The following is a 25,152-nucleotide window of genomic DNA, read 5'->3' on the forward strand; positions in this document are numbered from 1 at the left end:
GGCCCCGGCGGGCCGGGCTCAGCCGTTGCCGGAGGCCTCGCGGTAGAGCTCCACGGCCTGTTCGCCCATGACCGCGCTGTACGAGACCTCCGGCACGGTCCCGCCGCCCTCGTAGCCTCCGAGTACCCCCGCCAGTGCGCCGTCGACGAGCCAGGGGCTGCCGCTGGTGCCGCCGGTGAGGGCCGGGCATTCGATGCGGCGCTGGGTCCCGGAGAACAGGGTCGTGGTGTTGGCGCAGTACAGCGGGGACTCGCTGCGGCTCGGATAGCCCACGAGGGACACCGTGGCGTCGGCCGTCTGCTCGGCCGCGACCGGGAAGCCCCCGACCACGTCCTCGATCTGCCGTCCGACCGACTGTCCGTCTTCCGACTGTCCGTCTTCCGACTGCCAGTCGTCCGACTGCCCGCCGTCCAGCGGGGCCACCGTCGCGAAGGCGATGTCGGCGTCGGGGTCCTCGCCTTCCGTCCAGCCCGGGGCCACGTACACGCCGGTCAGCTTCCACAGGCCGTACGGGGCCGCGCCGTCGCGGTAGCCCGGGGCGAACACGGTGGTGTCGGGGCTGCCCAGGCAGTGCGCGGCGGTGACGATCACATCGCGGTCCCGGCTGCGCACCACGGAGGCGGTGCAGAAGTGGCCGCCGTCGAGCCCGCCCGCGAAGAGCGCGCCGACCCGCCCGGCCGTCTCGTCGGCGGAGGCCGTGACGGTGACGCCGAGCGGCGGTTCGGCCGGTGCGTCGGGGGAGTCGACGCCGAGCAGGGCCGCCATGGTGGCCAGGGCGAGCAGGATCCGCGCAGCGCGCCGGTCGCGGGCACGGGCGCGGGAGCGGCGGTCCGGTCGGGAGGGGAGGCGCTGGATCATGCTCCGAGCCTCACGGGGCAACCTGTGACCGGAGCCGGGGAATCCGTATGAATCCGCTGTGAATCGTCCGAGGAGGCCGACGAGCCCCTTCACGGGCCGGATCGGCTCCGCCCCCGGCCCGGATCGCGCGCCGGCCCGGACAGCGCGCCCACGAGGAGGGCATCGCCTACGATCCCGATCCGCTGCCGGAGGACCCCATCGAGTTGACCTACGAGGAGTTCCTCGACGGGGTCGTACGGATGCGCGAGCGCGGGGTGGCCCTGGCACGCGATCCGGAGCAGGCCTGGCCGCACTTCCGCGGCCGGCGCGTCGACTACGAGGCGGTCGCCTACGCCTTGGCCCACCGCATCGACGCGGTGCCCGCGCCCTGGTCCGGACGCCGCCGCGGGGGCCCCGTCGAGGTCCCCACCCCGGTGGACCGCAAGCGGGCGGACGGATAGCCGGACGGATGGCCGGACGGCCTGCCAGGCGCTGCGCCGTCAGTCGCGCCGCTCGTACACCGTCACCCGGCGGCCGCGGACCTCCCGGTCCTCCACCACGGTGAACTCGGCCCGCAGGACGGCCGCCTTCGCCCGGTCGGCCGGGGAGCCCGAGGGCTTCGCCGCCTTCCGCGAGTCCGTCACCAGGAGGACCCGCCGCTGCTCCCGCAGGGCCGCCGAGATCCGTGCCGGGTCGGCCTCCTCGCCCTTGAGGGTGCCCGACTCGGCGGGGCCGCGGGACAGCGCGATGTCCTTCAGGCCGGCGAACGCCCCGGGCGAGACCAGTGCGGTGTCCCGCCGGGCCGCCGGGACGAAGAGCACCGCGTCGCCGTCCCGCTTCAGCGCGGACACCTCCCCGGCCACCGCCAGGACGTCGTCCACCCGGCTGGCCGGAGACCGGTCGGCCAGGGCCACGGGCAGCAGCGCCGCCGCCGAGACCGCGACCACGACCGGCACGAGTGCGCCCGAGGCCTTCGGGTACCGGGGCGCGAGGGCCCGTACGGCCGCGCCCAGCGCCGCACCGATCAGCAGGGCCAGACCCAGCATGGAGAACAGCACGTACCGGTCCAGGAACAGCGGCTGGATCAGGGAGGCGGCGGCCAGCCCCAGCAGGGGCACCGCCAGCAGCGGCAGCCCGACCGAGGCCGCCGTCAGCCGGGCGGGGAGACCGGTGCGCGGCCCGTTCCCGCGGTCCGCCCACGCGCCGAGCGCGCCGACCGCCAGCAGGACGCCCGGGCCGATCATCATGTGCCAGGTCAGCGGCGGTATCCAGGAGACCTGGCCGGACTGGGTCCGGCTGAACAGGATCAGCGGCAGCGCCCCCGCCACGGCCGCCGCCGAGGCGAGCAGCCAGGGCGCCACGACACCGCGCCGGGCCCGCGCCCACCACAGGGTCACCGCGTGGGCGGGCAGGATCAGCAGGGAGAACCAGTTCAGCAGGGCGCAGACCAGCACGAGAGCCCCGTACGCCGTCCAGCGCGGCAGGGTCCGCCACCGCCCGGGATCGGTTCCGGTGCCCGCGATCAAAGAGACCAGGAGCAGGGTCGACAGTCCGGCCCCGCCCGCGATCAGGGCGTAGGACCGGCCCTCCTGGAGCTGGAACTGCACGGCCGGCAGCAGCCCGAGGGCCAGCCCGCCGCCCAGCCCGGCCCACGGGCCCGCCAGCCGGCGCCCGATCAGCGCCACACAGGCGGCGGCGACCGCCACCGCCAGCACCGAGGGGAGGCGCAGGGTGGTCGTGCTCGCCCCGAACACCTCGAAGAGCACGTGCATCAGCAGGTAGTACAGGCCGTGGACCGCGTCCACATTCCCGAGGAGCTGCCAGATCTCAGCGGGGGAGCGCTCCGCCACCTGCCAGGTCGCCGCCTCGTCCCGCCACACGCTGTTCTGCCGGGAAAGTCCCCACAGGCCGAGCGCCAGGGTCCAGAGGACCGGAGCCAGCCATATGGGATACGGCCGTCGGATGCCGGTGGATATGTGGGAAGTCATGAAGGCGTACGGATCCTCGGGCATCAGTTCGGGCAGAAACCACCAGTCTATGGACGATACGGAGGGTTCCCGGACCGGGTGTTGTGCACGACGGAGCGTGATCAACGGGCCCGTCCGCCCCTAGCCTCGCGGCAGCAAGGTGCGCAACCGGCACGCGGCAGGCACGCAGGAGCACGAACGAGGGGCGGTACCCGGTGAACTGGCTGATCCACGACTACCGCGAGAGCGATCTCGCGGCCGTTGTCCATCTGATCGACACCACGGCCGAACTCGGCCAGGAGTCGGTCTTCTCACTCGCCGAATGCATCAGCGCCCTCACCGACCGGCAGCCCTGCGTGGTCGCCGTCCACCAGGGCGTCCCCATCGGCGCCGCCCTCGCCTGCGTCACCGGCGAACGCGCCTGGGTCATGCGCATCGCCATCGCCGCCGGCTGGCGCGGCCGCGGCCTGGCCAGCGCGCTGCTCGTGGAGCTGGAGCGGCGGCTCATCGCCGCCCGCGTCGGGCGCATCGCGTACGTCCTGCCCGAGGAGGACCTGCTCGGCGAGGGCCTGCTCAACGCCGGCTACACCCGCCAGCCCGCCGTCGCCTACTTCGAGAAGACCGAGCCCCTGCACGGCCCGGCCGCCGGCCTCCTGGACGACCTCGGCGGCCGCTTCCTGCCGAACGACCTGTGGACCAAGGTCGCCGGCATGGAGACGGAGAAGGACCTCATCGAGCGCCGCGTGGTGCTGCCGCTCGCCGAGCCCGAGCGGGCCGCCGCGCACGGGGTGCGCCCGCCGCGCGCCATCACCCTCTTCGGCCCGCCCGGTACCGGCAAGACCACCTTCGCCCGGGCCATCGCCTCCCGCCTCGGCTGGCCCTTCGTGGAACTGCTGCCCTCCCGCCTCGCCGACGAGGGGAACCTCGCGGCGGCGCTGCGCGACGCGTTCGCCCGCATCGCCGAGCTGGAACGGGTGCTCGTCTTCATCGACGAGGTCGAGGAGATCGCGCCCGTGCGCACCGAACCGGCCCAGCCCGGCGGGATCCACGGGGTGACCAACGAACTGCTCAAGCTGATACCCGGCTTCCGCGAGGGCGACGAACGGCTGCTGGTCTGCGCGACGAACTCCATCCGCTCCCTCGACCCGGCCTTCCTGCGCCCCGGCCGCTTCGACTACCTGATCCCGATCGGCACCCCGGACGCGGGCGCGCGCGCCGCGATCTGGGCCCGGTACACGGCGGGCCGTCCCGATGTGGACGTGGCGGCGCTGGTCGAGGCGAGCGAGCTGTTCACCCCGGCCGACATCGAGCACGCGGCAAGGATCGCGGCGCAGGTGTCCTTCGAGCGGGACCTGGAGGCGGTGGGCGCGCGCGGCGCGGCGGCGGCCCAACTGGGCGCGAGCACGCAGGACTACCTGGCGGCGGTGGCGCAGTGCCGGCCGACGGTGACCCCGGCGATGACGGGGGAGTTCGCGGCGGACATCACCGCGCACGCCCGCTTCTGAGGAAGAAGCGCTCCGAGCTGCCCGCCACGGACGGGCAGGCAAGACGGCCCGCAGCCACTCCCCAAAGCGGCTGCGGGCCTCCCGCGCGGACTTGGCATCCGTGCGGGACGGCCACGTTCCGTTGGGGTGTATCGCCGGCTGGAACGTGGCAGCAAGGGTGCCGTGAGGGCCATCCCTGATGCCCTCGCCAACACATTCGAGTCAACCAGGGGCGGGGGTGGCGGCGCCTCGGCCGCACGGCCACGATCGCCCCGCCGGAAGGACCGGGTTGAGGGGCCGGGCCGCCGGCCGAAAGGAGGACGGAGCAGGGACCTGGGCCGGGGCCGAGGGCCGGGGTTAGGGTCGGGCCATGGCCTTCGTCGTCTTCATGACCCTTCCGGGGCTGGCGCTGCTGCTCACCGCCGTCGCCTTCCTCGACCTCGTGCTGGAGCGCGCGGGCCGCGCCGGTGTACTGCCCTGGCGGTGGAACGGCCGCCAGGGGCAGATGTCCGCGACCGGCTTCGAGCAACTGCACGCGAGCTTCTCGCCGGGCAAGCAGAACGAGCTCAAGGAGCGGCAGAGCGCCCTGGTCATGCGCGACGACGAGGAGGACGGCGCCCCGCCCCGGTCCCGTGTCGACCTCGACGGCGGGCTCGCGGTGATCCGCATGCCCGCTGCCTCCCCCGCTACGGGCGGCAGCGGTACGTGAACTCCGCCGCGGCCGTGTGCCGTACGGGCGAGACGAGTTCGAGCTCGGCCTTCGCGGGGTAGGTGCCCGCGCCCTGGAAGGTCCACAGCAGGTGCAGGCGGGCCTCCTTGCGGCCGCTCGGCACGCGTTCGGTGAGCTGCTCGGAGCGGGTGCCGTCACTGCGCAGCCAGCGGTACGTGAGGGTCCCCGGCCGCCCGTTGGTCTGCACGACCGCCACCACGTCGGCGGTGCCGTCGCAGCCCGGACCCTTGGCATCGGTGGTGACCGCCACGTCCCGGACCTCCAGGGCCGGGCCGTAGCGCTGCCAGCCCAGGTAGCACAGGACCCCGATCAGGACCACGGCGGCCAGGGTGTAGCGCCGCCATTCGCCTGGCCGGCGGCGTGTGCGGGGTACCGGGGCGACCGGGAACGGCAGCGGGAGGGCGGCCGTCACCCCCGGTCCGAAGCGCAGCACGGACCCCTCGACGCGGTCCGGCACGGCACCCACCGGCACGTCGAACCGTGCGGTCGCGTCGGTGCCTGCGGTCGCGCCCGTGCGTTCGGTCGCGCCGGCGCCGTCGAGCCGCTCGGTCCGCTCGGTGCCCTGGGGCGGTCCGGTGATCCAGTGGCTGCCGAGCACGGTGGCGCTGTAGTCGTCGTCGCCCTGCGGGGCGTGCGGCCCGGTCATTGGGGCGCCACCGTGCAGCGCGGGATCTGGACGGTCGCGTACGCGTACCGCTTGGGGGCGGCGGGCTCGGTGGAGGCGCGCACCGTCAGGTAGCAGCCGCTGCGCCGCGTGAAGCTGTGCTGCTGCGACAGCGAGGTCAGAGAACCGGCGGGCGCGGTGACCCGGTCGGTGCCGTCCGCGACGGCGAGGTCGTTCGGCGCGTCGCCGAGGAACCACTCGAAGAGCACGGTGACGGGCCCGCCTTTGGCGTCGAGGCTCACGGTCGCTTCACCGACCGTGGGCGAGGCTTTGAGGGTGACGGACACCGAGGACACGATCACGCTCGGGCTCGGGCTCGGCGTGACCGTGGGCGTGGGTGTCGGGGATGTGGTGGGGGTCGGCGTCGGGGACGGCGGGCCGCTGTACGTGGGCGTGGCGGACGCGGACGCGGACGCGGACCCGGACACCGACGCGGACGGCGACGGCGTCGTACCGGTCGGACTCGCCGACGGGCTCGGGCCGGTGCTCCGGCTCGGCGAGGCCGACGGCGTCGGGAACGGGCTGCTGCCGGGGGCGGGCGCCGAAGCGCTCGACGTGGCGAAGGCGTTCAGCGCCTTCGCGCCGCCCGGCTCCGAGCCCACCGCCTGGTAGCCGAGTACGGCCACCAGCCCGAGCACGAGCGCGGCCCCCGCCGCGAGCAGACCCCGCCCGCCCGGGCTCCAGGGCGGGCGCGGCGGCAGGACCGTCGTGGCCAGTGCGGTGACGCCCTGGGCCGGGGCGGCCGCGGAGGGGAACAGCAGGGGCAGCAGGGCCGCCATCGCGGCCAGCTTGCGCTGTCCGCGCTCCTCCCACTGGGGCCCGTACGCCGCCAGGGCCACCGCCTCCAGCTCCGCGACGAACGCCTCGGCGTTCGCGGGCCGTTGTTCGGGAGCCTTCGCCAGTCCCCGCCGGATCAGCGGGCGCACCGGCTCGGGCGCCTCGGTCTCCGGGACCGGCGCCTCGATGTGCTGGACGGCGAGCTCGGCGAAGTTCTGCCCGTCGTACGGCTTGCGGCCCGTCAGGCATTCGAGGAAGGTCGCCGTCGCCGCGTACACGTCGGCCTCGGGCGAGGCGGGCCGGCCCTGCCACTGCTCGGGGGCCATGTAGGCGGGGGTGCCCGCCGCCCCGGGCGTGGTGCCCAGGGGGGTGGCGATGCCGAAGTCCACCAGCTTGGAGGTCCCGTTGGCCGCGACCAGGACGTTCGCCGGCTTGTAGTCCCGGTGGACCACACCGGCCCGGTGCGCGTCGGCCAGCCCCAGCAAGGAGCCCTTCAGCAGCACCAGCGCCGCCTCCGGTCCGGTCCGCCCGCACTGCTTGAGGAGGGCGTTCAGCGGGATGCCGTCCACGAGCTCCATGACGATCGCGGCGCCGCCGGGCGCCTCGACGTACTCGTACAGCCCCACCACGTACGGGGAGCGCAGGGCGCCGAGCAGCTGGGCCTCCGCCCGGAACTCCCGGACGAAGACCGGGTTCTCCAGCATCCGGTCGTTCAGGTACTTCACCGCGACGGCCGTGCCGGTGACCTCGTGGACCGCGAGGACCACGCGGCCGCTGGCACCCGAACCGAGCTCGCGGACCTGCGAGTAACCGGGAACCGACCACACGCCGTTCATGCCTTCCCCCTTGCCGTGGCGTGACCGCGCCCCGGAGCCGCTCCTTCCAGGGGACCGGCCATCACCTGGGACACAATTCCGCCACGGCCGGTTCCCTGTCGGGGGAGCCCGGATCAGGCCGCAGCGGCCCGCGCTCCGATCATGGAGTGCAGCCGGTCGGCCGCCGCCCGCCCGAAAGCCGGATCGTTGATGTGGGTGTCGTAGTCGTGGATCCGCGCGGCGCTTCCCCGCAGGCCTTCGCGCAGCGCCGAGAACAGCGCTCCGTCGGCGTCGGGGTCATGGTAGGGCCCGCCGGGAGCGCCGAGCGTGGACAGTCCGCGCAACGGTACGCAGACGGCCGTGGGGCCGGTGGCCGCACGGAGTTTGGCGGCGACCCGGCGGCCGAGCTCGGCGCACTCGGCCCCGGTCGTACGGATCACCGTGATCGAGGGGTTGTGGACGCGGACCCGGCGGTAGCGGACCCGTTCGGGCAGGCTCTCCATCGGGCCGAACTTCACCATGTCCAGCGCCCCCAGGCTCACCACCTGCGGGATCCCGGCCCGCCCGGCGGCGCTGAGCCGGTCGGGCCCGGCGGTCAGGATGCCGCCGCACAGGTCGTCGGCGAGCTCGCTGAGGGTGAGGTCGAGGACCCCGGCGAAGATCCCCTGGCCGGCCAGGGTCTCCAGGGTCCGGCCGCCGGTTCCGCTGACGTGGAAGACCAGTACCTCGTAGCCCAGTTCGGTCAGGCGTTCGCGGGCCGCGTCCACGCCGATCGTGGTCACGCCCGCCATGCTCGCCGCGATCAGCGGCCGCGGCCCCGAGCCCAGCAGGGCCGGCCGGCGCAGTTCCAGGGCGGAGCGCGCGTAGGCCTCGGCCATCCCGGCGACGGCCGCGACGGCATTGGCCATGACCGGAGCGGAGACGCTGTTGATCCCCGCGATGTCCACGACGCTGTACATCATGGTGATGTCCGCGGATCCGACGTACGGGGCCACGTCCCCGGACGCCATCGAGGAGACCATCACCTTCGGAACGCCGAGCGGCAGTGCGCGCATCGCCCGGGTGGCGATGGAGGTCCCGCCGCTGCCGCCTATCGCGAGCACTCCGTGCAGCCGGCCCTCGGCGTGCAGGCGTAAGAGGGTCGCTTCCGCGCCCCGGGCCATCGTGGTGACGGCCGCACCCCGGTCGGCGGCCGCGCGCAGTTCGGACAGTTCCGTTCCCGCGGCCCGCGCCACCGCTTCGCGCGGTACGTCGGCGGGCACGCGGGGCTCGTTCATGATTCCTGTGTCGACCGTGATCACTTCGACGCCGGCGCGCAGCAGCCTCTCGCGCAGCCAGCCGTACTCCACACCCTTGGTGTCCAGGGTTCCCACCAGCACGACGTTCGTCATACGTGCAATGTCCATGCAGGTGGGGTTTGTTGGCAAGTAAAGGTCAGGTCAACCCTGGTTGACCGTCGTTCCCCAGCAGCTCCAACAGCCGTTCCAGGAAGGGAATCTGAGACACCACCAGCTTGGTCCTGGCCACCGGGGGAGCGAACCACTCCACCCGGTCCAGCTCGGGGAACTCCGCCGTCCGCCCCGATTTCGGCGGCCACTCCATGGTGAAGGTGCCGGGCACCGCGAGGGCCGGATCCAGGTCCGCCCGTACCGCCCAGATCGTCACCAGCTTCCCGCCGATCATCCGCACCTCGCCCAGCGGCAGGTACGGACCCTCCGGCGGAGGCAGCCCGACCTCCTCCTCGAACTCCCGGCGGGCCGCGTCGCGCGGGGTCTCCTCGGGGCCGTACTCACCCTTCGGGATCGCCCAGGCGCCCGCGTCCCGGCGCTCCCAGAGCGGGCCGCCCATGTGGCCGAGCAGGATCTCCACCCCGGCCCCGGGGTGCTGGCGGAACAGGAGGAGCCCGGCGCTGCGCTTCGCGGTCATGGCCCCATCCCTACCCCGTCCGGGCGCACCTCAGTGATCGTGCGGGCCCTGGCGGTGGACCGGGCCGTGGGCGTCCGCGCAGTGCGCGTCGGGCCGGTCCTCGCCGGGGCGCCCCACGGTGAGCAGGGAGTCCTGGGCGTGGTCCACCTGGAGGGTGGTGTGCGTGATCCCGTACTCCTTCGCCAGCAGGGCCTCCAGGTCCCGGCGCACGGCGTGGCAGTCGCCCTCCGGGGCCACCAGCACGTGCGCGGAGAGCGCGGCCTGCCCGGAGGTGATGGTCCAGATGTGCAGGTCGTGGACCTCGGTGACCGGGGGCTGCCCGACCAGGCGGTCGCCGACCGTGTCCGGGTCCACGTGGGCCGGAGCGGCCTCCAGCAGGATCCGGCCGGACTCGCGGACCAGTCCGTAGCCCGCCTTGACCATCAGGACGACCACGACGAGCGAGGCGATCGAGTCGGCCTGCCGGAAGCCGGTGGTGAGCACGATCAGACCGGCGACGGCGGTGCCGATGAAGGCGAACAGGTCGTTGAGGATGTGCTGGTAGGCGCCCTCCACCGCGAGCGAGGTGCGGTTCGCCTTCGAGATGCACCAGGCCGCCACGATGTTGACGACGATCCCGGCCAGCGCCGTCACCAGCACCAGCCCGCCCTCCACGGGCGGCGGATCGAGCAGCCGCCGTACGGCTTCGTACGCAAGCCAGACCGCCAGCAGCAGCAGGGTGAGGCCGTTGGCCTGGGCGGAAAGTATCTCCGCCCGCTTGAGGCCGTACGTGAATCCACCGCGCGCCGGCCGGGCGGCCAGCCGCATCGCGATCAGCGCCAGGACGATCGAGACGGCGTCCGTCAGCATGTGCGCGGCGTCGGAGATCAGGGCCAGGGAGTGCGCCAGGACGCCGATGACCACCTCGATGGCCATGAAGCCAGCGATCAGGCCGAGGGCGATGCCGAGCCAGCGGCGGTCCGCGTCGGCGGCGACACCGTGGCTGTGGCCCGCGTGACCGTGACCGGGCCCCTCGTGGCCGCCGTGGCCGCGGTGGTCTTCGGGGCCCTCGTGGCCGGCCGTGCCGACGGTGTAGCGGTCGTGCTGCGCGTGGTCGTGCGCGCTCATGGTGTCCCCCGTGAGTCGTGGCGCGTGGCGTGCGCGCGGATGGCGCTCCCGTACGCGTCGGACGAAATTCCGTACGCGTCGTCTGAAGTGAAGCGCACCTCAAGGCGATGGGCAAAGGCTGCAACGGGGACCGTTGTCATTACCCATAACGCCCGCCTGACCTGCGGTTATGCCGGGCTCGCCGGATCGTGGGAAAATCGGCCCATGGCCCAGCGCCCCGGTGTGCCGACCGCGCCAGAGCTCCTCCTGGAAACGGACAGGGGCTCCACCGCGATGAGCCCGCGCCGGACGTACCACGTCGGCCGGGACCCCCTCTGCGAGATCTGCCTCGACGACGCCCGCGTCTCCTGGCACCACGCGGTGCTGCGTCCGGACGGCGACCACTGGACGCTGGAGGACGAGGACAGCACCAACGGAACCTGGGTCGACGGCTACCGCGTCCGCGAGTGGGCGGTCGGCGTCGGCAGCGAACTGCGCTTCGGCAGCGCTGCCGACGGACCGCGCGTCCGCTTCGCCGAACCGGCCGTCGTCTCCCGCCCCGCCTCGGTCTCCCGCCCCGACATGACCAGCACCTTCAGGCAGCCGACCTCGGTGCGCCCGCTGGCCGACCGGGCCGCCGTCCGCATCGGCCGAGCCCCCGACAACGACCTCGTCGTCAACGACCTCGTCGTCTCCCGCCACCACGCCGAACTGCGCGTCCGCCCCGACGGCAGGTACGAGATCGCCGACCTCGGCAGCCACAACGGCACCTACCTCAACGGTGCGCGCCTCGCCGGAGCGGCCGCCATCGGGGAGGGCGACATCGTCGGCGTCGGCCACTCCGCCTTCTGCCTGGTCGGCGACCAGCTGCAGGAGTACGTGGACACCGGCGAGGTCTCCCTCGACGTCCAGAACCTCGGCGTGGCCGTCGACCACGGCCGCAAGACCCTCCTCGACGGCGTCTCCTTCCCCGTCGGCGCCACCACCCTGCTCGCGGTGGTGGGCCCCAGCGGCGCCGGCAAGTCCACCCTGCTCGGCGCACTGACCGGCCTGCGCCCCGCCGACCAGGGCACCGTCCTCTACGACGGCCGCGACCTCTACCGGGACTACGCCGAACTGCGCAGCCGCATCGGCCTCGTCCCGCAGGACGACATCCTGCACGCCCAGCTCACCGTGCGCCGCGCCCTCGTCTACGCCGCCGAGCTGCGCTTCCCGCAGGACACCGCCAAGGCCGAACGCGAGGCCCGGGTCGACGAGGTGATCGGCGAACTCGGCCTCCAGCAGCGCGCCGACCAGCCCATCCACAGCCTCTCCGGCGGCCAGCGCAAACGGGTCTCCGTCGCCCTGGAACTGCTGACCAAGCCCTCCCTGCTCTTCCTGGACGAGCCCACCTCCGGGCTCGACCCGGGCATGGACCGCTCGGTGATGAACATGCTGCGCGGCCTCGCCGACGACGGCCGCACCGTCATCGTCGTCACCCACAGCGTCCTCAACCTGAGCGTCTGCGACCGCCTCCTCGTCCTCGCGCCCGGCGGCCGCATCGCCTACTACGGGCCCCCGGACGAGGCGCTCGGCTTCTTCGGCTTCGACCAGTGGCCCGAGGCCTTCGAAGCCTTCGAGAACGAGCGCGAGCGCGACTGGGCCGGGGAGCACCGGGCCTCACCGCTGTACCGCCGCTACGTCGAGGTCGCCGGCGGGGTCCCGCTCGCGGGGGCCGCCGACCGGGCCGCGGGCGTCCCGCCGAAGCCACCGCCCAAGGCACAGAGCTGGGGTTCGCAGCTCTCCACCCTGATCCGCCGCTACGCCGCCGTGCTCAGCGCCGACCGCACCTTCCTGATCATCATGGTCGCCCTGCCCTTCGTCATGGGCGCCATGGCCCGCGCCCTGGCCGGCAGCGAACTCACCGCGGAGACGGCGCTCAACGCCCTGTTCATCCTGTGCGTCGGCGGAGTCCTGACCGGAGCCGCCAACGCCGTTCGCGAACTGGTCAAGGAACGCGTCATCTACCAGCGCGAACGCGCCGTGGGGCTCTCCCGGTCCGCCTACCTGATGTCCAAGGTGGTGGTCCTCGGCGCCGTCACCATCGGCCAGGCGGTGGTCCTCACCCTCGTCGGCCTCGCCGGAGTCAAGACCAACGCCCCCGATGGCAAGGGCCTCTTCCTGCCCCCGCTCATCGAGATCACCCTCGTCGTCGCCATGCTGTCCGTCACCGCCATGGTGCTCGGACTGCTGATCTCCGCCCTGGTGTCCAAGGAAGAGGTCACCATGCCGCTGCTGGTCCTGCTCACCATCGTGCAGGTCGTCTTCTGCGGCTCCCTGCTGAAACTCACCGGGGTCCTCGTCATCGAACAGTTCGCCTGGTTCGTACCGGCCCGCTGGGCCATGGGCGCGATGTCGGCCACCATCGACCTCGGCGCCATCGTGCCCGGCAAGATCACCCAGGACCCGCTCTTCGACCACAAGCCCCGCCTGTGGCTCATCGAGGTGGGGATGCTGGCAGCCCTGGCCGTGCTGTTCGGCGTGCTGACGGGCCGGGTGCTGCGCCGCCACGAGCCGACCATCATGCGGAAGTAGCCGCGATGACCAGCCCCGGCCAAGCCGCGGACTTCCGGCCCACCCACATCGTCCCGCAGGACGGCCTCCCCGCGTGGGAGACCCCGGACCTGTCCCGGCCGACCGTGCCGCTCGACGCCTTCCTCCCCGTACGGCTGCTGTCCCGGCGCGGGGAATGGGGGGAGATCCTGTGCGCCAACGGGTGGTCCGCCTGGGTGGACGGACGCCTGCTCCTCGCCGTGCCGCAGCCCCCGCCGACCGGCGGGCGCCCGCTGACGCGCGTCGAGGACCCGCAGCCGCTGCTCACCCGCTGCGCCGAGGAGCTGGAACGCTACCGGCGGGCCGTCGCCGACCTCGCGGCCGGGCGGACCGACCCCGAATCCTTCCGGCGCTCCCTGCGGGGACTGCGCGTCGGCGTCGTCGTCGACGGGGAGTCCGTGTGGCTCTACGACGAGACGGCGGGACGGTGGATGTACGGGGACGGGAGCCGCCTGGCCACCTACGCGGTCGTCGCGGGACCCGGTGCCCCGCCCGCGCCCCAGGCGCCGCCGTCGGAAGCCGACACCGAGGGCGGTGGCGACGTACGAGATGTTCCGCATGTTCCGCACGAACCCACGAAGATCGTGGACTTGCCCGGGCCGGAGGCGGGCTGATGGGCTCCGATGCGGCGGCGGAGCCGTTCCGCGGGCGGGAGTCCGACCTGCGGGGGCGGCGGATCGCCGGGTACGTGGTGGAGGCCGAGATCGGGCGCGGCGGGATGGCGGTCGTCTACCGGGCGCACGACGTACGGCTGGACCGGACGGTCGCGCTGAAACTGCTCGCGCCCGAACTCGCGCGCAACGACGTCTTCCGGCAGCGGTTCGCGCACGAGTCGAAGGTGGCGGCGGCCATCGACCACCCGCACATCGTGCCCGTCTTCGAGGCGGGGGAGACCGACGGGATGCTGTACATCGCCATGCGCTTCGTGCCCGGCCAGGACCTGCGGGCCATGCTCGACCGGACGGGCTCGCTGCCCGTGGAGGCGGCGGCCCGGATCTCCGGCCAGGTCGCCTCGGCGCTGGACGCGGCGCACGCCCACGACCTGGTGCACCGGGACGTGAAGCCCGGCAACATCCTGGTCGCGGGCGGCACCGACAGCGAGCACCCCGAGCACGTCTACCTGACCGACTTCGGGCTGACGAAGAAGTCGCTGTCGCTGACCGGGTTCACGAGCGTCGGGCAGTTCGTCGGCACCCTGGACTACGTGGCGCCCGAGCAGATCGCCGGGAAACCGGTCGACGGCCGGTGCGACGTCTACAGCCTGGGGTGCGTGGTCTACGAGATGCTGGCCGGTGGCCCGCCGTTCCAGCGCGACGACGACATGGCGCTGCTCTGGGCCCACCAGTACGATCCGCCGCCCGCGGTGTCCTCCCGGCGGGAGGGCCTGCCGGCGGGGGTGGACGAGGTGCTGGCGCGGGCCCTCGCGAAGGCGCCGGAGGACCGGTGGGGGAGCTGCCTGGAGTTCACCGGGGCGCTGCGGCGGGCGGGCGCGGGGGAGGGCGGGGGCCCGGGCGTCGCGGCGTTCGTCCACGCGCCGGCCCGGGTGGCCTCCGACGGGCCGCCGCCACCGCCGCCCCGGTGGGCCCTGCCGGTGTTCTAGGGGGGTGTCCCGCCCCCAGTCTCCCGTGGTGATCAAGGCGGTGATCCGGCCGCGACACCACCCGCAGCCGCGCCTACGCTGGTGTCATGGCAACGGTGCAGGTCGGCGGGGTGGAGGTCGCCTACGCGCGCGTGGGTCACGGTCCGCCCCTGGTTCTCGTGCACGGAGCAGGCGCGGACGGCCGTATGTGGCAGCCGCAACTCGCTGATCTGGAAGATGAGTTCACCGTGGTGGCCTGGGACGAGCCGGGCGCGGGGCGTTCCTCCGATCTGCCGGCGGATTTCGGCCTGGTGGACTTCGCGCACTGCCTCGCCGCCGTGATCGAGGCGCTGCGGCTCGGCCCGGCGCACGTGGCCGGGCTCTCCTGGGGCGGGACGGTCGCGCTGGAGCTGTATCGCCACCGTCCGGAGCTGGTCAGGACGCTGATCCTGGCCGACACCTACGCCGGGTGGAAGGGCTCGCTGCCGCCGGAGGAGGTGGCCGCCCGGGTCGAGGGGGCCAAGCGGATGCTCGCCGCGCCCGGGGAGCGGTTCGATCCGACACTGCCGGGGCTGTTCGCCGGTGACCCTCCCTCCGCGTTCGTGCCGTTGCTCGACGCGATGGCCGACGACGTGCGGCCGCGGACCATGGGAGCGGAGCTGTCCATGATGGCCGAGGCCGACGAGCGCGACCTGCTGCCCGCGATCACGGTGCCGACCCTGCTCCTCTGGGGCGAGCTCGATGTGCGGTCACCCTTGAGCGTCGCCCGTGCGTTCCGGGCCGCGATCGCGCACAGCGAGCTCGTGGTGCTCCCGGGCGTGGGGCACGTCAGCAACCTCGAGGCACCGGAGCGGTTCAACCACGCCGTCCGGCGGTTCTGCCGCGCCCACGCGTGATCGGGTCGAGACCCCTCGGCACGCTCGGCCCAGGGCCTGTCGTCAAACTCCCGTCTGCCTCGGGCGGCGACGGGAGTTTGACGACGGGCCCTAGTCCTCGTGGTCGGGAACGGGCGTGCACACGACGTGGGCCGTGACCTCGGCGTGAGCGGCCGAGGCGTACCAGCCCTTGCGGCCGTCCGCGTCGACGACGGGGTGGGAGGCCAGGACGGTGTGCCGGAGCGTGCCGTCGCGGCCGTGGTCCCAGTGGGTCGTGGAGTACCCGCCCGACTGCACGGCCGTGCCGCGCGGACAGAACACCCTGCTGACGGAGACCGCCTGGGCGGAGCCGTCCTTGCGGCCGGTGTCGCCGGAGAGGTGGCGGGCGCCGGGGCCGGTCGCCTGGGTGGGGAGGGCGGTGGAGAGGGTCAGGGCGAGCGCGGAGAGGGCGATCAGGCCAGCGGCGTGAAGCGGCCGGAACAGGCCTTTGGTCATGTTCACGGAGACCAGCGTGTCATGCGGAAACGATCCCCCGATGAGCCGATTTGCGACTGTTCACTCGAACGGCGCAACAGGTCGGCTGGGGCGGGTGGGGTGGGAGGGACGGCTGAGATGCTCGGGGTGGCCGGGATGGCCCGGGTGGCCGGGATGGGCCGCCGGGTCAATGGGCGGCGGGTGCTGCGGGGTCTACGGGTGCTGCGGGGTCTCCGGCGGTCCGGCGGTCGGGTCCGCCCCGGCGGCGGGGAAACAGGGCGCCGAGGAAGCCCGCCACCGCGCCCGCGAGGAAGGCGAGGCCGACCGTACGCCAGAGCAGGGGGCGCAGCTCCAGGTTGCCGCTGAGGTCGTCGACGTCGCCGAGGCCCAGCAGGGAGAGGCCGAACTGGGCCTGGATCCGGGCCAGCAGGCAGACCACCAGGGTGGCCAGGGCCAGGGCGACGGCCAGGTGGAGGGCGTGCTGCCAGGGGCGGACGTGCGCGGGCGAGCGGGCGGCGGCCAGCGCCCCGGCGCCGAGCAGGAGGACGACGGCCAGCACCACCAGCCACCAGGCCCGGGAGTCCCGCTCCGCGAGCGAGGCCACGTCGATGGTGGACAGCTCCGAGGCGGAGCCGGAGCCCTGGCCGGTGGCGCGCAGCACCTCGTCCAGGACCTGCGGTACGGGCAGCCCGAACGGGCCCTCGGCCTTGCCCTCCCACGCCCCGCCGAAGCCGAGCGTGAGGGCGGGCCAGACCAGGTTGGGCAGACCCAGCAGGATCACCGCCAGGGTGCGGTCCGCATGCCCCTGGGTCGCCGCCACCACCACGCCGGCGCCGATCCCGAGGACCACGTACGCGAGGAGCAGCGCGACCACGGCGAACGCCGCCGGCCGCACCGCCGCGTGGAAGCGGACCAGCCCCGTCGGGAGCGGTGCGCGCCGGGACACGAGCAGCGCGATCAGCAACAGGCCCAGGATCCAGAGCAGTCCGAAGCCGAGGGTGGCGGGGATCGCGGCCTCAAAGCCCACCGTCGGGCCGGCATCGAGGACTTCGCCGATGTCGCCGAGGATCGAATCGCCGGTGGAGATGGCGAAGTTCCGGCGGGCCAGCAGGGCGACGCCGGTCAGCGCCACCAGCCAGAGGAGCACCAAGGGGGCGGCGCGGGCGAGCAGTTCGCGCGCTCTCGCCACGGCCCGGTTGTGCAGGGGGCGAAGGAAGAGCCAGCCGGTGGTCAGCGCGCCGGCCAGGCTGACGGAGAGGGGGAGCAGGGACAGGCTCGCGTCGGCCCCCGCCAGGAAGCCGGCCCCGCCCGTCACGTCGACCGAGCCGCCCGCGGCCATCAGTACGACGGCGGCCACCACGTGCGGGAACGCTCCGTCGGGCAGAGATCCTGCGCCGGCGAGGGCGAGCCCCGCGGAGGCGACGATCGCCATGACCGCGAAGCCCGCCAGGACCGCCACGAGGGCGTCGCGCCAGGCTCGCGCGGCCGGTGCCGTTGTAGGGCTCACCCTGCCACCGTAGGCAGCTCCGCTTGCGGCCACCACCCGGACGGCGCACACAATGGTCGCCAGGAGTGCACCACATCCGGAGATTTCCGCTGATGACCCGCGGAAGTTCCATAACGGAACGTCCACGGAACACCGGGAGCACCGTCCGAAGGGTCCGCAGCGGAACGTCCACAGGGGACCGGAACCCCTCCGCCTGGGAAGAAGAGCCCGTGACCACTCAACCCTCCGGCCAGCAGCCGCCGTGGCCGACACAGCCGTCACAGCCGCCCTCGCAGCCGCCGTCGTCTTCGTCCGGGCGTCCCACGGGTCCGCCTTCCGGGCCCCTGTCCGGGGGCCGGGAAGGCCCCCCGCCACCCCCGCCGCCGGCCCCTCCCGGAGGATCCGGGAGCGGGGTGCCCCCCGGGCCGCCCGAGCCCCCGCACAAGCCCTGGTGGCGCTCCGTTCCCCGGCTCGCCACCACGATCGTCGCCCTCGCCGCCGCCGTGACCCTGGCCGTCGTACTGACCAGGCCCAGCGGCGGAGGCGGCGGCACCACCACCTCCGCGGGCAACGAGGTCTTCCTGCAGCCCGCGGCGGCGTCCGGGCCCGACCCCTTCACCGAGTCCACCGCCGCCAAGGAGGCCACGGCCCCGCCCGAGAGCCCGGCGCCTGCGACGACGGGTCCGACGACGGGGACGAAGCCCGAGTCGAAGGCCCCGTCGGCCACGGGAACCACGGCCACCCGCAGCGTCAGCGGAGCCTCGCCCGAGCTGTACGGGGGCACGGCCAACGTGGCCAGCTGCGACGTCGAGAAGCAGATCCGGGTGCTCTCGGCGCAGCCCGGCAAGAACGCCGCCTTCGCCTCCTCGCTCGGCATCCAGCCGGCGACCGTGCCGACGTACCTGCGCTCCCTCACCCCGGTCCAGCTCCGGGTGGACACCCGGGTCACCAACCACGGCTACCGGGACGGCAGCCCCACCAGCTACCAGGCCGTGCTCCAGGCCGGGACCGCCGTGCTCGTGGACGACCGCGGGGTGCCGCGAGTGCGCTGCGCCTGCGGAAACCCGCTCGGGCCGCCGGTGGCGCTGAAGGCCAACCCGAAGCGGTTCGGGCAGCCCTGGACCTCGTACCAGCCCGCGCGGGTCGTGGTCATCGCGCCGTCCGTGACCATCGTGAACAACTTCGTGATCTACGACTACCAGGACCGCCGCTGGTTCGAGCGCGACCGGGGTGACCACCACGGCCGGCACGACAGGCCGATCCCGCCGCCGGTGATCCCGACGCCGATCTTCACCACTCCGCCGCCGTCGCCGACGTTCACGTCGCCGTCGCCGACGTTCACCTCCCCGTCTCCGACGTCGCCGTCCCCGACGTCACCGTCCCCGACGGTGTCGCCGTCCGACTCTCCGTCGAAGTCCCCGTCCGAGTCGCCTTCGGAGTCTCCGTCGGAGTCGGAGTCGGTGTCGCCTTCGGAGTCGGTCTCGGAGTCCGCGTCCGAGTCGCCCTCGGAGTCCGCGTCGGAGTCCCCGTCCGAGTCCCCGTCGGAGTCGCCTTCGGAGTCCGTGTCGGCGTCGGTGACCGGGTCGGAGTCCGCCTCGGAGTCCCCGTCCGAGTCCCCGTCCGCGTCGGTGTCCGAGTCGGCCTCCACCTCACCGTCCGCGGACCGGCGGGTGACCTCGCCGACGCCGTCCGCGTCGCCCTCGAAGAGCGCTGTGGTTCCGTCGCCCTCGCGGAGCTCGTCGGAACCACTGCCTCCGGCCCCGCCCAAGATCTCCTCGGTGGCGCCGGAGCCCGAACCTCCGGTGACTCCGGTGGCTCCGGTGCGGCCTGAGCCGCCGAAGCCGACGCCCCCGCCGCTGGTCTCGCCGCCCCCGCCCCCGCCGCCCCCGCCGGTGACCTCCGTGCGGCCCCAGCTTCCGCCGCCCTCGCCCTCGCCGGTCGAGCCCGGATCCGGTGGCGACGCGGGCCAGGACGGAGGTACGGACAACGGCGGTGGTGGCCAGTAGGGTCCCCGCCCGGAACGAAGACCTCCCCGAGGGCCGACGGCCCTCGGGGAGGTCTGCTACCGCCGTCGTGCAGGGGCGGCCGTTAGCGGACGCGCCCGTACAGGTTCGGGTTGTACGCGCTGAAGCTGGAGACGCGGACCTGCTTGCCCGGGCGGGGGGCCTCGATGTACTTGCCGCCGCCGAGGTAGATGGCCACGTGATGGATGCCGGAGGTCCTGCCGTTCGAGGTCCAGAACACGAGGTCGCCGCGGCGCAGTTCGGAGCGGGAGATCGGGGTGGTGGCCCGGTACTGGTCGGAGGCCACGCGGGGGAGGGTGATGCCCGCGGAGCGGTACGCGGCCTGGACCAGGCCCGAGCAGTCCCAGCCGCGGGGGCCGTTGCCGCCCCAGACGTACGGGTCGCCGAGGTGGCTGTTGGCGAAGGAGATGGCGCCTTCCGTGCCCTGCCGGACGGGGGCGCCGGAGGAGCCCGAGGAACCGGAGGAGCCCGAGGAACCGGACGAGCCGGATGAGCCGGAGGAAGAGCCGGATCCGGATCCGGAGCCGCCGGCGAAGCGCTCGTACTTGGCCTTGTGCTGGGTCCAGCGCCACCAGCCGGTGCCGTCCTTGTACCAGTACACGCGGTCCGTCGCGTCCCAGCCCGCGCGGCCGCGGAAGGTCGGCTCGGAGGTGCGTACGGAGGAGGACGAGGAAGAGGGAGAGGAGGTGCCGGCGGAAGAGGAACGGCCGCTGTTCGCCACGTACTTGCTGTAGTGCTGGGTCCAGCGCCACCAGCCGGTCGTGTCCTTGTACCAGTACTTCGAGCCGTCCCAGCCGGCGTGCGCCGGGGCCGGTTCGGCGGACGCGGTGCCCACTCCGGTGCCCATCAGCAGCGTGGCGCCGACGGCCGCGACCACGGCGCCGCGCAGGGTGCAGCGACGGCGGCGGGCCGCGGCGGCCGTCATGGCCGTCGTGCCGCGCGCGCAGCCGGTGCAGTCACAGCTGTCGGGTATCTCTTCGGTGAACTCGGGCGTGCGCATGCATGGTTCCTTATCCATCGGGGGTGTTTTCAACGGGCGTCGGCGGCAGGGCCGCGCGCCGTGTAGAAGGCCACGGTCAAGTCCTTGACCAGGGCCTTGCGTTCGTAGTCGTCCAGGCTCACGAGCCCGCGGTCCGACATCCGGTGAACGGTGTCGTCCACGGCGTCGAGCACGGAGGTGAGGACGGAGTCCCGGTGCCGGGCGTCGATCGAGGCGACCCGGCGGCGCTGCATCGCGGCGGCGACCTCGGGGGCGTACTCGACGTGCAGCGGCCGGGCGGAGAAGACTTCGATGCCGACGGCCTTGCACTCGGCGGCGAGCAGCCGGGTCAGTTCGTCGCCGACGGCCTCGGTGTCGCGCAGGGTTTGCGGCCCGGCCGGTTCCGGGCCGAAGGAGTCGGCGGGCATCCGGGAGAGCACCCGGGCGGTCGCGGACTCCACCTGCCCGCTCAGGTACGCGGCGTGGTCGTCGACCGCGAGCAGCGCGCGGGCGGTGTCCCTGACCCGCCAGACGACGAGGACCACGGACCGCAGCGCGGTGCCCTCGGAGTCGACGACGCAGAGCGGCTCGCTGCGCCAGTGGCGCAGCCGCACGTCGACGCGGGTGTGCCGGGGCAGCGGGTTGGACCAGATGAGGCCGGTACGCCGGATCGTGCCGCGGTAGCGGCCGAAGAGGGTCAGCGACCAGGCCCGGCCGGCGCGGCCGCGCCGCAGTCCGCAGAGCGCGGCGAGCGTGAGGAGCGCGCAGCACACGACGACGGCCAGGGGCCAGACCTCGGCGGGGGAGGTGGAGGGGCGGAGCTCCTCGAACCGCGCGAGGGCGGCGGCGCCGGCCGTGGCCAGAGCGGCGGTGAGCAGCGCCCACCAGCCGGAACAGGCCCGCGCGGGGTGTTCGGTGAGCTCGGGGTCGAGCACGGCGGGGAGGGTCCGCGGGGTGTTCGGCGCCGCCATCACCGGTCGGGCGGGCCGGGGTATCGCCGCATGCACGGCGGCCTGGCCGAGGGTGTCGGGCTCGGCGGTGCCGTGGCTTCCGCGGGGGCGGCCGGGGGTCCCGTCGCCGCCGGGCGAGCCGGGTCCGTGGGGCCGGCCCGGACCGCCGGGTCCGCCGCGGGCGCCGGAGTTATCGGGGCGGACGGCGGTCGTGGCGGGGGCTCCGGCCTGTTCCTCGTCGCGGAAGAGCGGGCCGAGGACGAGCGGATCCCGGTAGGGCCGCACCACCAGACTCCCGCGCCCGGTGCGGGCTCCGAGGGAGCCGTCGCCACCGGAGCCGGAGGCTTCGGCCAGGGGGGACGCGAGCGGCGCGGATATTCGGCCCGGGGTCTGCGCCCCTTCCTCCGGCCTCTCCGTCCCGCCTTCCACCACTCCTTCCGCCCCTCCCTTCGGTGCTCCCGCCGGTTCTCCGGTCGTCTTCGGCGCTTGCGACAAGCCACACCCCACACAGCCGTGGGCGCCAACGACCCCGTTCCGGGGGGTTCCTGACGCCAGCAAAGATGATCACGAACGGATCGATCTTCGCGAAATCGTACAAGTCGCCTATTCGGTGAAAGTCACGACAGGCCGAGACTTTGGTCCTTTTTCGCCCTGATATTCGACGTCCTGGGCGCTCGCTAGCGCACAAGGGGTCCGGCGCCCCCGTGGACACGCCGGACCGGGCCTGCGCGTACCGCGAACCCGCGCCCTGCCCGTGCGTCCCCGCGCCTCTCCGCACCGCCCCGGCACGCTCCCGCAGACCGGCGCGCACCGTCGAAGAGTGAGACCCTGAAGGTGTGGCCGAAAGGGGAGTGACCCCCCAGGTCGAGTGGCCTGCCCGGACGGACACGAGCCTCGCGCTCAACCACATGGGCACCTTCGACTGGGACCTCGACAGCGGGCAGATGTTTCTGGACACCACCGCCCTCGAGGTCCTCGACCTGCGCCCCGAGGAGTTCACGGGCGCCCCGGCCGGACTGCGGATGCGCCTGGCGCCCGGCGAGGAGGCCCGGCTCGACGCGAGGGTCGCGCAGGCGCTGAAGGCCGGCCGCAGTCACTACGGGGCCTACGTGCGCAGCCGCGACCGGGACGGAGCCCCGGGCTGGACCCATGTCCAGGGCCGCATCCTGCGCGACCCGCACGGGCGCCCGTACCGGATCATCGGGATCATCCGCGACGCCGTCCACGACCCCGGCGAGCCCGGCGCGGCCGGTGAGCGCGACGAGGGCCGGCGCCGCATGACCGGGGTCGTCGAGCGGACCACGGCGATCCTGGCGCACGCCCGCACCGTCAACGACGTCACCGACGTCCTCAAGGACCCCGAGGCGCTCGGCCACCTCGGCGCGGTCAGCGTCATGCTCGGCGTCGTCGACGGCGGCCGGATCCACCTGGTCGCGGAGGGGCAGCTCGACGCGTACGTACCGGAGACCGAGTACACGCGGATCGACGCGCCGCTGCCGCTGAGCGAGGCCGTACGGACGATGCGGCCGGTGTTCATCGGCTCCCGCGAGGAGTTCCAGCAGCGCTACCCGGACCTGTGGCCGTACATCGAGCCGCTGTCCGTCCACAGTGGCGTCTACCTGCCCCTGATCGCGCAGGGCCGTCCCGTAGGCGCGCTCGGGCTGCTCTACACGCGCGAGGGCGACTTCAACGCCGAGGAGCGCAACGTACTGATGGCGCTGGGCAGCGGCATCGCGCAGAGCCTCCAGCGCGCCATCCTCTTCGAGCAGGAGCACGACCTCGCCGAGGGCCTCCAGAAGGCCATGCTGCCGCGCCGGATCCCGGAGGTGGCGGGGGCGCTGATCGCCGTACGGTACCGGGCCGCCCGGATGGGGCGGGACATCGGCGGCGACTGGTACGACGTGGTCCCGCTCGGCGAGGGCCGCGTCGGCGTGATGATCGGCGACGTGGAGGGCCACGACACGGACGCCGCCGCCGTCATGGGCCAGCTGCGCATCGCGCTGCGCGCGTACATCGCCGAGGGCCACACCCCCGGCGCGGCCATGGCGCGGGCTTCGGCCTTCCTGCGGGACCTGGAGACGGAACGCTTCGCCACCTGCACGTACGCCGAGATCGACCTCACCAGCGGCATGGCCCGGCTGGTCCGTGCAGGGCACCTCGACCCCGTGGTGCGGCGCGGCGACGGCAGCTGCCACCGGGTACAGGTGGCGGGCGGGCTGCCGCTGGGCCTCCCGGCGCGCGAGCCGGGAGCGGGCGGCGCGGGTGCCTCCGGCGGTCCGGATGCCTTCGCCGCCGCCGCCGGTACGGGTACGGGATACCCGGTCACCAGCCTCGAACTGCACCCCGGGGACACCCTGCTGCTGTGCACGGACGGTCTGACCGAACGGCACGGCGGGGACGGCGACACGGGTCTGCGCGAAGTCATGGAGGCGGTCCGGGACGGGCCGGCGGACGTGGAGGAACTCGCCGACGTGCTGTGCGACCTGGTCGGGGACTCGGGCGGCGGGGACGACATGGCCCTGCTCCTGCTGCGCCGCCGCGGCACCCCGCTCCCGCGCGGCAGCGGCCCGCTGCGCCACCGGCTCACCCCGGGGGACCCGGACGCCCCGGCGATGGCCCGGCACCTGATCCGGGCGGCCGCCGCCGCGTGGGGTGCGTGGGACGTGGCGGACGAGATCGAGCTGGCGGCGGACGAGCTGATGACCAACGCGCTGGTCCACACGGACGGAGTCGGCGGGGTCAGCATGCGGCTGACCCCGGAGGGCCGGATCCGGATCGAGGTGGAGGACACCAGCAGCGCCCTGCCGCAGCGCCGGGAGGCCGATGACTGGGCGGTTTCGGGGCGCGGGCTGCTGCTGGTGGACCGGCTCGCGGATGCCTGGGGCGTGGAGCCCCGGGGTGGCGGGAAGTGCGTGTGGTGCGAGTTCGCCGTACCGGCGCCCACCGGCTCGGCCCCCGCCGGCTCGCCTGCCGATCCCCCGTCCCCGGAGCCCGGCGCGGTGTAGGTGCGCCGGGCTCCGGGGGCTCGGCGGGGTTTCGCGGGCCGGTGCCGGTGAACCCTTCCGGCCACAGCACTAGGGGGCGGCGTAGGTGGCCTGCGCCTGGGCCGCCTTGGCGATCTGCATGGCCGTCAGCCCGCGCACGAAGCGGATCGCGAGGACGGAGGCCGCGAGCAGCACCACGCCGTACCCGGCGGCGACGGTGGCGGCGGTGGCGAGCCCGTCCGCGTCGGTGGCACGGCCGTGGAGGGTGTCGTAGGCGCGGTTGGCCAACAGCGCCGTGATCCACACGAGCCACCAGCTGGTGACGGGCGCGGTCGAGACGGGGCGGTGGGCGCCGTCCGGCCCGCGCAGGAGGCTGGCGGCCCAGATCTCCTTGGCCATCTTGTACGGGATGCGGAGGAAGGCGAAGGGGACGAACCAGCCGCCGATGGCCCAGGCCGGGGACCGGGTGACCGCGTCCCGGCCGAGGATCAGGGCGTTGTGGTGGACCCGGTGGAACCAGCTGACGAAGAGGACCGCCGTGGTGATCAGCAGGGGGATCTCCACGAGGCCCGCCAGCGCCATCAAGGTGTCCGGCAGGGTGCCCGCGTCCGCGGTTCCCGCGCCCGGGTAGCTCCCGGCGCGCAGGGCCGAGCCGAGGTACAGGCCGGTTCCGGTCAGGAGCAGGGCATACAGGACGAAGAGGGCGAGCAGGACGGTCGTTGCCGTCGCGAGCCCACCGGGCGGGCGCAGCCGGGCGAGGGGCTCCGGGGGAGCCGCCTGCGGGGAGGGCACCCGGGGCGGAGTCCGCTGGTCGGGGTCGACGGGCGGCGGCGAGCCGGTCGCACTGAAGGACATGAAGAGGTACCCCCGGGAACAGGTGACATGCGGAGAAGGCCCGCCGGCCCGCCGCCATGTGGTCACGG

The 25,152-nt window shown here is 73.9% G+C and carries 20 protein-coding genes and 1 pseudogene; 9 read left to right on the top strand and 12 right to left on the bottom strand.

Annotation, left to right across the window (positions count from 1 at the left end; translation table 11 throughout):
- Positions 1-18 precede the first annotated feature (18 nt).
- Positions 19-858: a serine protease gene (locus tag OG276_RS33855; protein ID WP_266911280.1), complete on the bottom strand. Its 840-nt coding sequence runs from the start codon at positions 856-858 to the stop codon at positions 19-21.
- A 203-nt stretch (positions 859-1,061) separates the two neighbouring features.
- On the opposite strand from OG276_RS33855, the gene OG276_RS33860 reads away from it, so the two are divergent.
- Complete coding sequence (locus OG276_RS33860) at positions 1,062-1,298, top strand: hypothetical protein (RefSeq protein ID WP_266911282.1); 237 nt, start codon at positions 1,062-1,064, stop codon at positions 1,296-1,298.
- A gap of 39 nt (positions 1,299-1,337) precedes the next feature.
- On the opposite strand, the gene OG276_RS33865 is transcribed toward OG276_RS33860, so the two are convergent.
- Positions 1,338-2,825, bottom strand: a complete 1,488-nt coding sequence (locus OG276_RS33865) for a hypothetical protein (protein WP_266911284.1) — start codon at positions 2,823-2,825, stop codon at positions 1,338-1,340.
- A 194-nt stretch (positions 2,826-3,019) separates the two neighbouring features.
- Between OG276_RS33865 and OG276_RS33870 the strand changes: the two genes are divergently transcribed.
- Positions 3,020-4,309, top strand: coding sequence for an ATP-binding protein (locus OG276_RS33870; protein WP_266911286.1), 1,290 nt, complete (start codon positions 3,020-3,022; stop codon positions 4,307-4,309).
- A 349-nt stretch (positions 4,310-4,658) separates the two neighbouring features.
- The gene (locus OG276_RS33875; protein ID WP_266911288.1) at positions 4,659-4,997 is read left to right on the top strand and encodes a DUF6191 domain-containing protein; all 339 of its coding nucleotides are present in this window, start codon (positions 4,659-4,661) and stop codon (positions 4,995-4,997) included.
- Here the strand turns inward: OG276_RS33875 and OG276_RS33880 are convergent.
- From OG276_RS33880 to OG276_RS33900, 5 genes are all read right to left on the bottom strand, one after another.
- On the bottom strand, positions 4,975-5,664 hold the full coding sequence (locus OG276_RS33880) for a hypothetical protein (RefSeq protein ID WP_266911290.1): 690 nt from the start codon (positions 5,662-5,664) through the stop codon (positions 4,975-4,977). The two genes, OG276_RS33875 and OG276_RS33880, sit on opposite strands and share 23 nt — an antisense overlap.
- The gene (locus OG276_RS33885; RefSeq protein ID WP_266911292.1) at positions 5,661-7,295 is read right to left on the bottom strand and encodes a serine/threonine-protein kinase; all 1,635 of its coding nucleotides are present in this window, start codon (positions 7,293-7,295) and stop codon (positions 5,661-5,663) included. Before OG276_RS33885 ends, OG276_RS33880 begins: the two co-directional genes overlap by 4 nt.
- 113 nt (positions 7,296-7,408) lie before the next feature.
- Positions 7,409-8,665, bottom strand: coding sequence for a Tm-1-like ATP-binding domain-containing protein (locus tag OG276_RS33890; RefSeq protein WP_266911294.1), 1,257 nt, complete (start codon positions 8,663-8,665; stop codon positions 7,409-7,411).
- A 43-nt stretch (positions 8,666-8,708) separates the two neighbouring features.
- Positions 8,709-9,200: an NUDIX domain-containing protein gene (locus tag OG276_RS33895; protein ID WP_266911296.1), complete on the bottom strand. Its 492-nt coding sequence runs from the start codon at positions 9,198-9,200 to the stop codon at positions 8,709-8,711.
- A 30-nt stretch (positions 9,201-9,230) separates the two neighbouring features.
- The gene (locus OG276_RS33900; protein WP_266911298.1) at positions 9,231-10,307 is read right to left on the bottom strand and encodes a cation diffusion facilitator family transporter; all 1,077 of its coding nucleotides are present in this window, start codon (positions 10,305-10,307) and stop codon (positions 9,231-9,233) included.
- A gap of 204 nt (positions 10,308-10,511) precedes the next feature.
- Here OG276_RS33900 and OG276_RS33905 point away from each other — a divergent pair, with 204 nt between their 5' ends.
- From OG276_RS33905 to OG276_RS33920, 4 genes are all read left to right on the top strand, one after another.
- Positions 10,512-12,860, top strand: coding sequence for an FHA domain-containing protein (locus OG276_RS33905; RefSeq protein WP_266911300.1), 2,349 nt, complete (start codon positions 10,512-10,514; stop codon positions 12,858-12,860).
- 5 nt (positions 12,861-12,865) lie between these two features.
- The gene (locus OG276_RS33910; protein WP_266911302.1) at positions 12,866-13,492 is read left to right on the top strand and encodes a hypothetical protein; all 627 of its coding nucleotides are present in this window, start codon (positions 12,866-12,868) and stop codon (positions 13,490-13,492) included.
- Positions 13,492-14,478: a serine/threonine-protein kinase gene (locus OG276_RS33915; RefSeq protein WP_266911304.1), complete on the top strand. Its 987-nt coding sequence runs from the start codon at positions 13,492-13,494 to the stop codon at positions 14,476-14,478. Before OG276_RS33910 ends, OG276_RS33915 begins: the two co-directional genes overlap by 1 nt.
- Before the next feature lie 86 nt (positions 14,479-14,564).
- Entirely contained in the window at positions 14,565-15,353 is a 789-nt protein-coding gene (locus OG276_RS33920; protein ID WP_266911306.1) for an alpha/beta fold hydrolase, read from the top strand.
- A 90-nt stretch (positions 15,354-15,443) separates the two neighbouring features.
- Here the strand turns inward: OG276_RS33920 and OG276_RS33925 are convergent, their stop codons facing one another.
- Both OG276_RS33925 and OG276_RS33930 read right to left on the bottom strand, forming a co-directional pair.
- Positions 15,444-15,833: a hypothetical protein gene (locus OG276_RS33925; protein ID WP_266911308.1), complete on the bottom strand. Its 390-nt coding sequence runs from the start codon at positions 15,831-15,833 to the stop codon at positions 15,444-15,446.
- A gap of 160 nt (positions 15,834-15,993) precedes the next feature.
- Entirely contained in the window at positions 15,994-17,313 is a 1,320-nt protein-coding gene (locus tag OG276_RS33930) for a streptophobe family protein (RefSeq protein WP_266911310.1), read from the bottom strand.
- Between the two features lie 323 nt (positions 17,314-17,636).
- Between OG276_RS33930 and OG276_RS33935 the strand changes: the two are divergent.
- Positions 17,637-18,866, top strand: a pseudogene (locus OG276_RS33935) (DUF6777 domain-containing protein); the annotation flags it as partial.
- A gap of 514 nt (positions 18,867-19,380) precedes the next feature.
- Here OG276_RS33935 and OG276_RS33940 read toward each other — a convergent pair.
- Entirely contained in the window at positions 19,381-20,316 is a 936-nt protein-coding gene (locus tag OG276_RS33940) for a C40 family peptidase (RefSeq protein ID WP_266911312.1), read from the bottom strand.
- Between the two features lie 29 nt (positions 20,317-20,345).
- Entirely contained in the window at positions 20,346-21,674 is a 1,329-nt protein-coding gene (locus tag OG276_RS40890; RefSeq protein WP_323182387.1) for an SPFH domain-containing protein, read from the bottom strand.
- A 407-nt stretch (positions 21,675-22,081) separates the two neighbouring features.
- On the opposite strand from OG276_RS40890, the gene OG276_RS33950 reads away from it, so the two are divergent.
- On the top strand, positions 22,082-24,250 hold the full coding sequence (locus OG276_RS33950) for a SpoIIE family protein phosphatase (protein WP_266911314.1): 2,169 nt from the start codon (positions 22,082-22,084) through the stop codon (positions 24,248-24,250).
- Between the two features lie 69 nt (positions 24,251-24,319).
- On the opposite strand, the gene OG276_RS33955 is transcribed toward OG276_RS33950, so the two are convergent.
- Positions 24,320-25,084 (bottom strand): DUF4328 domain-containing protein, encoded by a 765-nt coding sequence (locus tag OG276_RS33955; protein WP_266911316.1) that lies wholly within the window; start codon positions 25,082-25,084, stop codon positions 24,320-24,322.
- Positions 25,085-25,152 lie beyond the last annotated feature (68 nt).

Source organism: Streptomyces sp. NBC_00086 (assembly GCF_026343255.1).
Taxonomy (GTDB): domain Bacteria; phylum Actinomycetota; class Actinomycetes; order Streptomycetales; family Streptomycetaceae; genus Streptomyces.